Source organism: Streptomyces sp. NPDC056734, assembly GCF_042790455.1.
Classification (GTDB): Bacteria; Actinomycetota; Actinomycetes; order Streptomycetales; family Streptomycetaceae; genus Streptomyces.
The window spans coordinates 65,980-76,668 of sequence record NZ_JBHTZD010000017.1; the positions used below are offsets into that span (position 1 = coordinate 65,980).

Below are 10,689 nucleotides of genomic sequence, written 5' to 3' on the forward strand. Positions count from 1 at the left end.
ACGTCACCGACGGGCTCACCTCCGCCAGGGCAGCTCCGCGGTCACCCGCGTGGGTCCGCCCGGCGGGGAGTCGACGACCAGGATGCCGTCCACCGCGTCGAGGCGGCCCGCGAGGCCGGCGAGGCCCGAACCGGCCTCCGCGTTCGCGCCGCCCACCCCGTCGTCCGTGACCTGGAGCATCAGCCGGTTCTCCACCCGCCACACATCCACCCACGCCGACCGGGCCCGCGAGTGCTTGCTGATGTTCTGGAGCAGCTCGGAGACCGTGAAGTACGCGATCCCCTCGATCGCCGGAGCCGGCCGCTCCACCAGGTCCACATCCACTCGTACCGGCACCGCGCACCGCGAGGCCACCGACGACAGCGCCGCGTCGAGGCCCCGGTCGGTGAGCACCGCCGGGTGGATGCCACGGGCCAGATCCCGCAGCTCCTGCAACGCCGTCTTCACCTCACCGTGCGCCTCGTCCACCATCCGCGCCGCCGCCCGCGGGTCCTCGGACAGCTTCTCCTTCGCCAGCCCCAGATCCATCGCCAGATTGACCAGCCGGGCCTGCGCCCCGTCGTGCAGATCCCGTTCGATGCGCCGCAGGTCCGCCGCGGCCGTGTCGACGACGACCCCCCGGTCCGACTCCAGCTCCACCACCCGCGTGGCCAGCTGCGACGCCCCGAGCAGCCCGTACACCATCAGCCGGTCCACCGTGGTCAGCGCCCGCACGATCCACGGCGCCGACAGCACGAACAGCAGCCCGACCGCCGCGGTCACCCCGATCTCGAAGGGGTTGTCGAGATACATCCGGTGCGTTTCGTCGCCGTACAGCTGGATCCCGCCCTGCCCGCCGTACACCGGCAGCACCCAGAACCACAGCGGGTACGTCATCAGCGTCCACCCCGTGACCCAGACCGTCACCGCCACGCTGAACGAGAAGACCGCCCACGGCAGATGCAGCACCGAGTACAGCAGCGCCCGCCAGGACGCGCCGCTCTTGAGCACCGCCCACATCCAGCCCATCGCGCCGCCCTTGCGTACCCGCAGCGGCTCCGGCGCGGACACCTCCAGCCGCAGCAGCCCGCGTGCCCGTGCCCGCTCCACCGCGCCCAGGCCCCGGCAGCCGGCCAGCGCCGCCGCCAGCACCGGAATGCCGAGGAAGGTCACCAGCAGGCCCGCCCCCAGCGAGAACATGGTGACCGCGTAGGTGAACAGCGCGATGCTGAGCGGCAGGCTCAGCAGCACATAGAGGAACTCCCGCCAGGCCCGCCCCTCGAACGGCGCCCGCAGCCCGACCGGCAGCCAACCGCCCCGGTTTCCGTGCCCGGCCCCGTACTCGTGCCCGTACTCCGTCGTGGTCATCGGCGTCGTCCCGTCCCGTTCCTTCGCTACCGATCCTGGGTGTGCTCTCGCATCCGTCCTTGCGCTCCCAGCGTCCCTTCGCCGCGGGCTGCGGACCATGCAGGACGTCGGCGTCTTGGGAGGGGGGTTTTCCCTACCTCCGGTGGAAGCGGGGGGTTGGAGCGGGGGTTCGTCGAGGCGCGGGTGCGGTCCGTCGGGCGCGTTGGGTCTGTCCGGCGCGTCGGGTGAGTTGGGTCCGTCGGGTGACTCGGGTGACTCGGGTGAGCCGGGTGACTCGGGTGACTCGGGTGAGTCGGGTGAGTCGGGTGAGTCGGGCGCGTCACGTACGTCACTCACGTCACCCGCAGCACGTGAGTCACCGGCAGCACCCGCGTCCCCCGTGTCCCCCGCGTCCCCCGTGGCCCGTACGTCCCCCACGTCACACCTTCCGCTGCCGCCACGGCAACTCGGCGGTGATCGTCGTGGGCCCGCCCTCGGGGGAGTCGACGACGAACAGGCCGTCCACCGCGCCCAGCCGGTCCGACAGGCCCCGCATGCCCGAGCCGTCGTCCAGGCTCGCGCCGCCGCGGCCGTCGTCCGCGACCTGGATCAGCAACCGCTCCTCCGTCCGCCACACATCCACCGCCGCCGACCTCGCCCGGCTGTGCTTGCTCACGTTCTGGAGCAGCTCGGAGACGGTGAAGTACGCGATGCCCTCGATGGCCTCGGCCGGCCGCTCCACCAGGTCGACGGTCACCTTCACCGGCACCGTGCACCGCGAGGCCACCGAGGAGAGCGCCGCGTCGAGGCCCCGGTCGGTGAGCACCGCCGGGTGGATGCCGCGGGCCAGATCCCGCAGCTCCTGGAGGGCCAGTTTCACCTCGCCGTGCGCCTCCTCGACCATCACCGCGGCCGTGTCCGGGTCCTCCAGCAGCTTCTCCTTGGCCAGGCCCAGGCCCATGGCCAGATTGACCAGCCGGGCCTGCGCCCCGTCGTGCAGATCCCGCTCGATGCGCCGCAGATCGGAGGCCGCCGTGTCGACCACGACCCCGCGGTCCGACTCCAGCTCCGCGATCCGCCGCTCCAACTCGTCCGACGGCGACAGCAGCCCGCGCACCATCGCCCGGTCGACATTGGTCATGGCTCGCGCCATGAACGGCAGCACCGGCCACAGCACGAAGAGCGACACCAGGGTGATCGCGAAGGTGAGGATGCCCCAGGGCAGGCGTACGAAGTCGTAGAGGAGCGTCCGCCAGCCCACCGGGTCCTTGAGCATCATCCATATCTGCGCGAAGAACCCCCCCTCCCGATTGCTGCGCCACGGCAGCGGGCTCGGCTCGTCCACCTTCACCCCGAGCAGCGCCCGCGCCCGCGCGCGCTCCAGCCGGCCCAGCTGCCGCGCGCCCATCAGCCCCGCCGCGAGCAGCGGGAAGCCGATCACGGTCACGGTCAGAAAGGCGCCGGTGACCACCACCGTCGTCGCGTAGACGAAGCCGATCAGCGCCATCGGCAGATTGGCCAGGAGATGCGCGATCTCCTTCCAGGTGTGCTTGTCGTAGCCCAGGCGGGGCGGCGGCAGGCGGTCACGGGCGGCGGCCTTGCCGCTGTCGCCCGGCCGGGCACCCTGCGCGGCCCGGCCAGTGCCCGCGGACGGGATTCGTTCGGTCATGACAGCCAGCGTGCCCGGCCGCGGTCGCCCGCGCCATGAGGTGGACCGCCCGGTTCGACTGAGGAAAACCCCACCCCCGCGCCCCGACCCCTGACGGGCTGCTTACCGTGCCTTTAGCAGGGCCTAGACTCCCGTGCGTACAGATCGTCGAACAGTGGCGTACACGGCGTCGTGATCGGGGCCGGGACGGTCGTCCCGGTATCGGGACCGACGTCGTCCCAGTGCCGGGACTATCTGGACTGTCAGGACCATCTGGACTGTCGGGACTACAGGTCGAGGCCAGGGAGCGAGGGACGGACGTGAGGCAACCGACCGTCGAACCGGTGGAGGTCATCGCGACCGAGGCCGTCGCGGCGGACTACTTCCAGTCGTACTCGGTCGTCGGAGTGCTGGCCGTGATCGGCGTGCTCTTCGTCGCCGTGGCCTTCGGCGCCGGGCGGCTGCTGCGCCCCGTCGTCCCGACGCCCGAGAAGCTGCTGACGTACGAGTGCGGCGTCGACCCCGTGGGCGAGGGCTGGGCCCACACCCAGGTCCGCTACTACGTCTACGCCTTCCTCTACGTCATCTTCGCCGTCGACTCGATCTTCCTCTTCCCCTGGGCGACCGTCTTCGCCGACCCCGGCTACGGCGCGACCACGCTGGTCGAGATGTTCATCTTCCTCGGCTTCCTCGCCGTAGGACTGCTCTACGCCTACAAGAAGGGGGTGCTGGAATGGACGTGACCCCGCCGGACGCGGAGCGGCGCGAACCGGTGCCGGTCTCGGTGCCGGTTTCGATGCCGGTCTCGATGTCGCCGTCGGTGTCGGTGTCGCCGCCGGTGTCGCTGCCGGAGCCCAGCCGCCTCGGCGCCCTCGCCCGTCTCGCCCCCGAGCCCATGAAGGTCGTCCTGAACTGGGGCCGCCGCTACTCGCTCTGGGTCTTCAACTTCGGCCTGGCCTGCTGCGCCATCGAGTTCATCGCCGCGTCCATGGCCCGCCACGACTTCATCCGCCTCGGCGTCATCCCCTTCGCGCCGGGCCCCCGCCAGGCCGACCTGATGGTCGTCTCCGGCACGGTCACCGACAAGATGGCCCCCGCCATCAAACGCCTGTACGAGCAGATGCCCGAGCCGAAGTACGTCATCTCCTTCGGCGCCTGCTCCAACTGCGGCGGCCCCTACTGGGACTCCTACTCCGTCACCAAGGGCGTCGACCAGATCATCCCCGTCGACGTCTATGTCCCGGGCTGCCCGCCGCGCCCCGAGGCCCTCCTCCAGGGCATCCTCAAACTCCAGGAGAAGATCGCCCGCGAGTCACTGGGCGAGCGCTACGGCACCACCGGCTCCGGTCCGTCCGCCGCCGCCCTCCAGAGCGGTCTGGTCCGGCCACCGGCCGCCGAGGGGGACACCCGATGACCGCCGTCGGCTGGCTGCCGGCCACCGCCGAGGAACTCTTCGGCGCGGAGGCCACGGCCGAGGAGTCCTACTCCCTCCTCACCGTCGACGTACCCCCCGCCATCTGGACCGACGCCCTGCGCACCGCCCGCGACACGCTCGGCTGCACCTACTTCGACTGGCTCAGCGCCGTCGACGAACCCGGCACCGGCTTCCGCGTCGCCGCCCATGTCGTGGCGCTGGCGCCGGTCCGGCGGCTGCTCCTGCGCACCACCGTCCCGCACGACGCCCCGGCCCTCGCCTCCGCCGTCGGCGTCTACGCGGGCGCCGCCTGGCACGAGCGCGAGACCCACGAGATGTTCGGCGTCGACTTCACCGGCCACCCCGCCCTCGACCACCTCCTCCTCCCCGACACCTTCGAGGGCCACCCGCTGCGCAAGGACTTCGTCCTCGCCGCCCGCGTCGCCAAGGCATGGCCCGGCGCCAAGGAACCCGGCGAGTCGGAACACGGCGGCCCCAAACGCCGCCAGATGCTCCCCCCGGGCGTCCCCGACCCCAACGAATGGGGCCCCCAGAAGGGCCAGCTCCCCCCTGCCCCGACCCGCCCGACCCGCCCGACCCGAGGCGCGGGACGCGCGGCGGGGGCGGGTGCGCGGGCCGCGGGCGCCGGGGAGCGGGCGGCGGGTGCGCCCGCGCCGGGTTCCGGTGAGCGTCCCGTACGACGCTCCCGTACGGCATCGGAGGGCCCCGCCAGCCAGACGCCGCCTCCCGGCACCGCGGGCACGCCGGATACCCCGGGCACCTCGAACGCGCCGAACGCGCCGGACCAGTCGCCCCAAAGGACGGGGGCCACGGAAGCGGCTGGGACGCCGGACGAGCCCTCGAACGAGCCGTCCACCGGTACGCCGTCCCCGGCGGCCTCGCCGGACTCCGCCACCGGCCGCCCCGCCACCTCCCCGCGCAGCCCGGACGCGCCCTGGCACCACGCCCGCCCGGCCTTCGAGGAAGCGGCCGGGCAGGCACCGGCGGACACGGATGCGGAGACCGATACGGATACGTCCACGGACGCGCCCGCCGACACTCCGCAACCCCCCACCACTCCCACCGCTCCCACCGACCCCGCTACTCCCCCCGCCCCCGAAGACCCGGAAGGAGGCCGGCAGTGAACGACGCCCTGGACGTCGCCCTGCGACTCCTGATCGTCTTCGTCGTGTTCCTCACCTTCCCCCTGCTCGTCGGCCAGGCCGAGCACAAGGTCATGGCCCATATGCAGGGCCGGCTCGGCCCGATGTACGCCGGCGGCTTCCACGGCTGGGCCCAGCTCGTGGCCGACGGCGTGAAGTTCGCGCAGAAGGAGGACATCGTCCCCAGCGGCGCGGACCGCCGTATCTTCCAGCTCGCCCCGGCCGTGGCCCTCCTCCCATACCTCCTCGTCCTGCTCGCCATCCCGATCGGCCCCGGCGAGGGCGCGGTCGGTGAGGTGATCGACGCGGGCGTGTTCTTCGTGCTCGCCGTCATGGGCGTCGGCGTACTCGGCTCGCTGATGGCCGGATGGGCCTCCGCCAACAAGTTCTCCCTCCTCGGCGGCCTGCGCACCGCCGCCCAGCTCCTCGCCTACGAACTCCCCATGCTGCTCACCGCCGCCTCCGTCGCGATGGCGGCCGGCACGGTCTCCCTCGTCGGCATCGTCGACGCCTTCGAGTGGTGGTGGCTGCCCTGGCAGATCGTCGGCGCGATCGTCTTCTTCGTGGCGGGCCTCGCCGAGTTGCAGCGCCCGCCGTTCGACATGCCGGTCGCCGACTCCGAGATCATCTTCGGCGCGTACACCGAGTACACCGGCCTGCGTTTCGCCCTGTTCCTCCTCGCCGAGTACGCCGGGATCGTCGTCCTGTGCGGCCTGACCACCGTCCTCTTCCTGGGCGGCTGGCACGGCCCCTGGGGCGCCGACGGCCTCGGCTGGGTCTGGACCCTGCTGAAGGCGGCCGTCCTCGCGTTCCTCGTGATCTGGCTGCGTGTCACCTACCCCCGGCTGCGCGAGGACCAGCTCCAGAAGTTCTCCTGGACCCTCCTCGTCCCCCTCTCCCTCGCCCAGATCGCCCTCACCGGCGTCGTCAAGGTGGTGATCCAGTAGCCATGGCCGAGTCCACCCCAGAGTCCACCCCGTCCCCCCGGTCCCGCTTCCCCGGCAGCGGCCTCGCCAAGGGCCTGGCCGTCACCCTGCGCACGATGACCCGCAGGTCCGTCACCCAGCAGTACCCCGACGTCCAGCCCGATCTCCCGCCCCGCAGCCGGGGTGTCATCGGTCTGTTCGAGGAGAACTGCACGGTCTGCATGCTCTGCGCCCGCGAGTGCCCGGACTGGTGCATCTACATCGACTCCCACAAGGAGACGATCCCGGCGGCGGCCCCCGGTGGCCGCGAGCGCAGCCGCAACGTCCTCGACCGCTTCGCCATCGACTTCTCCCTGTGCATGTACTGCGGTATCTGCATCGAGGTCTGTCCTTTCGACGCCCTGTTCTGGTCACCGGAGTTCGAGTACGCCGAGACCGACATCCTCGACCTCACCCACGAGCGCGACAGACTCCGCGAGTGGATGTGGACGGTCCCGGCCCCACCGGCCCTCGACGCGGGCGCGGAGGAACCGAAGGAGATCGCCGCCGCCCACAAAACCGCCGAGAAACTCGCGGCCACGCAGGCCACGCAGGCCACCCAGGCCCCACAGGCCACGCAGGCCACCCAGGCCCCGCAGGCCCCACAGACCCCGCAGGTCACCCAGGCACCAGGTGACACCCGGGCAACCCAGGCCCCGCAGCCGGACCCCGGGACCGAGCGGACGCCCGGCGACGCCGAGGGAGACGGCTCATGACCCTCGCCGCCACCGCCGCAGCCGCCGCGACGGCAGCGCACACCACGCTGACCACGGCAGCCGCTTCCGCCACCGCCGCCGCTTCCGGCGCGACCGCCGACACCCGCGGCTTCCTCTCCCCGACCGGCGTCGAGATCGCCTTCCTCCTCGTCGGCCTCGTCACCTTCGGCGCCGCGATCGTCACCGTCACCACCCGGCAACTGGTCCACGCCGCCCTCTGGCTCGTCGTCGCCCTCGGCGGCCTCGCCGTCGAATACCTCCTCCTCACGGCCGAGTTCATCGCCTGGGTCCAGGTCCTGATCTACGTCGGTTCCGTCGTCGTCCTCCTGCTGTTCGGCCTGATGCTCACCAAGGCCCCCATCGGCCGCAGCCCCGACGCCGACTCCGGCAACCGCTGGGTCGCCCTCGGTGTGGCCGCCGTCGCCGCGGCCCTGCTGATCTGGGTGGTCGTGGACGCCTTCCGGGCCACCTGGATCGACCTCGAAGGCGCCGCCGCCGGCTCCACCCGCGTCACCGGCGAGAGCCTCTTCCAGAACTGGGTCCTCCCCTTCGAGGCCCTCTCCGTCCTCCTCCTGTCCGCCCTGGTCGGCGCGATCGTGCTCTCCCGCAAGGCGAAGCCGAACCCGTCCCCGGCGACGGCACACGGCACCACACCCACGGGCACCACCGCGCCTCCCCCGGGCACCGGGCCCGACCCTGGTACTGGGCCCGACCCCGGCACCGACCCCGGCACCGGCCCCGGCACCGGACCCGCCCCGAGTACCGGCCCCGGCCCCGAACCTGACCTCGGCCCCGGCACCGCTCCCGTCACTGAGCCCGCTCCCGGCCCGGGCACCGCTCTCGTCACTGAGCCCGCCCCCGGCACCGGACCCGCTCCCGGCGCCGGACCCGACCTCAGCACCGGCACCGCTCCCGGCACCGACCTTGGCACCGGCCGCGCCCCCAGCACCCGCACCGCCCCCGGCATCGGCACCGCCCCCGGCATCAAGCCCGGCACCACCCCCACCCCCACCCCCACCCCCGCCCCGCAGGCGCCCGCGGACCAGGAAGGCGCCCGCTGATGCATCTCGCCTATCCCGTCGTGCTGTCGGCCCTCCTCTTCTGCACCGGCCTGTACGGCGTCCTCGCCCGCCGCAACGCGATCCTGGTGCTGATGTCCGTCGAGCTGATGCTCAACGCCGTCAACCTCAACCTCGTCGCCTTCGACGTCTGGCTCAGCAAGGCCGCCGAGGAAACCCTGCACTCCGGCCAGGCCCTGACCCTGTTCACCATCGCCATCGCCGCCGCCGAGATCGGCATCGGCCTCGCGATCGTCCTCGCCGTCCACCGCAACCGCGGCACCTCCGACATCGACAAGCTCCGCGACACCGCCGAGGGCCCCGACGACGACGCCCCCGACGATGACGCCGGCCCCGACGGCGACCTCCCCCCGGCCGACCGGGCCGCCGAGAAGGCTGAGGCCACCGCGTGACGACCACCACCCTCGCCGTTCTCGTCCCCCTCCTGCCCTTCCTGGGAGCCGCCGCCGGCCTCTCCGTCGGCCGCACCAGCCCCGGCTTCGTCCGCCCGCTGGCGGTCCTGCCCGTCCTCGCCTCCCTCGTCCTCACCGTCCTGGTCGCCGTGCGCCAGGGCGGCGACGCCCCGATCGACGCGGCCACCGAGCTGACGCCCACCGGCTCCGTGCCGGTCTACCTCGCCCTGCACATCGACGGCTTCGCCGCGCTCGTCGCCGTGCTGGTCGCCTTCATCGCGTGCTGCGTGCAGATCTACTCGATGGGCTATCTGCGCGACGACCCGCGCTACCCCTCCTACGCCGCCCTCGTCTCGCTGTTCACCTCCGCGATGCTCCTGGTCGTCTACTCCGGCGATCTGATGGTGCTGCTCGTCGGCTGGGAAGTCATGGGCATCTGCTCCTACTTCCTGGTCGGCCACTACTGGGAGACCCCCGAGGCCCGCGCCGCCTCCCTCAAGGCATTCCTGGTCACCAAGCTCGGCGACGTCCCCTTCCTCATCGGTCTGTTCGCCCTCGCCACCGACGCGGGCTCCTTCCGGATCACCGAGATCCTGCGCACCGTCGCCGACGGCGGCCTGGACCACCCGACCCTGATCGCCCTCCTGCTGCTCGCCGGGGTCGCGGGCAAGTCGGCCCAGTTCCCGCTGCACACCTGGCTCCCGGACGCGATGGCGGGCCCCACGCCCGTCTCCGCGCTGATCCACGCCGCGACGATGGTCGCCGCCGGTGTCTACTTCGTCGCCCGGCTCCTCCCCGTCTTCCAGGCGTCCGCCGCCGCGATGGTCGTCCTCGCCGTGATGGCCGCCGTCACCATGGCCGGCTCGGGCCTCGCCGCCCTCGCCCAGGACGACATCAAACGCGTCCTCGCCTACTCGACCATCGGCCAGCTCGGCTACATGACCGGCGCCCTCGCCGTCGGCGACCGCGGTGCCGCCGTCTTCCACCTCCTGTCCCACGGCGCCTTCAAGGCCCTGCTGTTCCTCGCCGCCGGCGTGATCATCCACGCCGCCGGCACCAACTCGCTCGCCGCCATGTCCCGCATGCGCGACCTGCGCGAACGCGTCCCCGACGCCTACTGGACGATGACCGTGGCCCTGCTCGCGCTGGCCGCGATCCCGCCGTTCAGCGGCTTCTTCTCCAAGGAGTCCGTGCTCGGCGCCGCCGAGCAGGTCACCGTCGGCCACGGCGCCCCCGCCCCCGCCGCCGCGGGCTGGATCGTCCTGGTCGCCGGACTCGTCACCGCCGTGCTCACCGCCGCCTACGCGATGCGCCTGTGGCTGCTCGCCTTCCGCGGCCACGGCGAGGAAGCCCCCGACCACGGCCGCCAGCCGCTCACCATGACCCTCGTGCTCTGGGTCCTCACGGCCCCCTCCCTCGCTTTCGGCGGGTTCGCCTACCGCGGGCTCCAGGGCTGGTTCGACGGCGGCGACCTCGCCCCGACCCTGCTGACCTCGGTCCTGGGCACCGGCGCCGCCCTCGCCGGCGGCATCGCCACCTACGCCGCCTGGCGCCACACCCGCGCCGCCCTCGCCCCCCTGGGCGCCGTCGCCGCCCACCCCGAGGCCGACGCCGGAGCGGTGGAGGCCGAGGCCATCGCCACCCACACGCCCGCCTACGGGGACATCGCCGACGCGCCCGACCCGGCGGACCCCGGACGGCTGCTGCTGGGCCCGCTGCACCGCCCCGCCGCCGCCGGCTTCCACGTCGACGCCTTGTACGCGGCGCTGTTCGTCCGCCCGGTGCAGGCCGCGGCGAGTCTCGTCCGGTTCCTCGACCGCGAGGTCGTCGACACCTACGTCCAGGGAGCCGGGGCGCTACCGCGCTGGCTGGGGGCCGCCGTACGCCGCGCCCAGACCGGCAATGTGCAGACCTATGTGAGCGCGCTGCTCGCCGGCACCGTCGTTCTCGCGGTCGCCGCCGTCCTCGTCGCCACGGGAGCGTGAG

At 72.8% G+C, this 10,689-nt stretch carries 9 protein-coding genes and 1 pseudogene; 8 read left to right on the forward strand and 2 right to left on the reverse strand.

Annotation, left to right across the window (positions count from 1 at the left end; all coding sequences use genetic code 11):
- Nucleotides 1–15 precede the first annotated feature (15 nt).
- Nucleotides 16–1,347 carry a sensor histidine kinase gene (locus ACFRFC_RS25385; protein WP_382680306.1) on the reverse strand — a complete coding sequence of 444 codons (1,332 nt, stop codon included), beginning with the start codon at nucleotides 1,345–1,347 and terminating at the stop codon, nucleotides 16–18.
- Between the two features lie 418 nt (nucleotides 1,348–1,765).
- Nucleotides 1,766–2,995: a sensor histidine kinase gene (locus tag ACFRFC_RS25390; protein WP_382680307.1), complete on the reverse strand. Its 1,230-nt coding sequence runs from the start codon at nucleotides 2,993–2,995 to the stop codon at nucleotides 1,766–1,768.
- 299 nt (nucleotides 2,996–3,294) lie between these two features.
- Here ACFRFC_RS25390 and ACFRFC_RS25395 point away from each other — a divergent pair, with 299 nt between their 5' ends.
- The 8 genes and pseudogenes from ACFRFC_RS25395 (at nucleotide 3,295) to ACFRFC_RS25430 (ending at nucleotide 10,688) form a co-directional block, all read left to right on the forward strand.
- Nucleotides 3,295–3,717, forward strand: a complete 423-nt coding sequence (locus ACFRFC_RS25395) for an NADH-quinone oxidoreductase subunit A (protein WP_382680308.1) — start codon at nucleotides 3,295–3,297, stop codon at nucleotides 3,715–3,717.
- Nucleotides 3,708–4,388 carry an NADH-quinone oxidoreductase subunit B gene (locus ACFRFC_RS25400; protein ID WP_382680309.1) on the forward strand — a complete coding sequence of 227 codons (681 nt, stop codon included), beginning with the start codon at nucleotides 3,708–3,710 and terminating at the stop codon, nucleotides 4,386–4,388. Before ACFRFC_RS25395 ends, ACFRFC_RS25400 begins: the two co-directional genes overlap by 10 nt.
- Nucleotides 4,385–5,533, forward strand: coding sequence for an NADH-quinone oxidoreductase subunit C (locus ACFRFC_RS25405; RefSeq protein ID WP_382680310.1), 1,149 nt, complete (start codon nucleotides 4,385–4,387; stop codon nucleotides 5,531–5,533). Before ACFRFC_RS25400 ends, ACFRFC_RS25405 begins: the two co-directional genes overlap by 4 nt.
- Nucleotides 5,530–6,498: an NADH-quinone oxidoreductase subunit H gene (locus tag ACFRFC_RS25410; protein ID WP_382680311.1), complete on the forward strand. Its 969-nt coding sequence runs from the start codon at nucleotides 5,530–5,532 to the stop codon at nucleotides 6,496–6,498. The genes ACFRFC_RS25405 and ACFRFC_RS25410 overlap by 4 nt, the downstream gene beginning before the upstream one ends.
- Before the next feature lie 2 nt (nucleotides 6,499–6,500).
- Nucleotides 6,501–7,232, forward strand: coding sequence for a NuoI/complex I 23 kDa subunit family protein (locus ACFRFC_RS25415; RefSeq protein ID WP_382680312.1), 732 nt, complete (start codon nucleotides 6,501–6,503; stop codon nucleotides 7,230–7,232).
- Nucleotides 7,229–7,853, forward strand: a pseudogene (locus ACFRFC_RS25420) (NADH-quinone oxidoreductase subunit J); the annotation flags it as partial. The gene ACFRFC_RS25415 and the pseudogene ACFRFC_RS25420, both read left to right, overlap by 4 nt.
- Before the next feature lie 439 nt (nucleotides 7,854–8,292).
- A complete protein-coding gene (gene nuoK, locus ACFRFC_RS25425; RefSeq protein ID WP_382680313.1) occupies nucleotides 8,293–8,703 on the forward strand; it encodes an NADH-quinone oxidoreductase subunit NuoK in 411 nt (136 codons plus the stop codon).
- Nucleotides 8,700–10,688, forward strand: a complete 1,989-nt coding sequence (locus ACFRFC_RS25430; RefSeq protein WP_382680314.1) for an NADH-quinone oxidoreductase subunit L — start codon at nucleotides 8,700–8,702, stop codon at nucleotides 10,686–10,688. The genes nuoK and ACFRFC_RS25430 overlap by 4 nt, the downstream gene beginning before the upstream one ends.
- Nucleotide 10,689 lies beyond the last annotated feature (1 nt).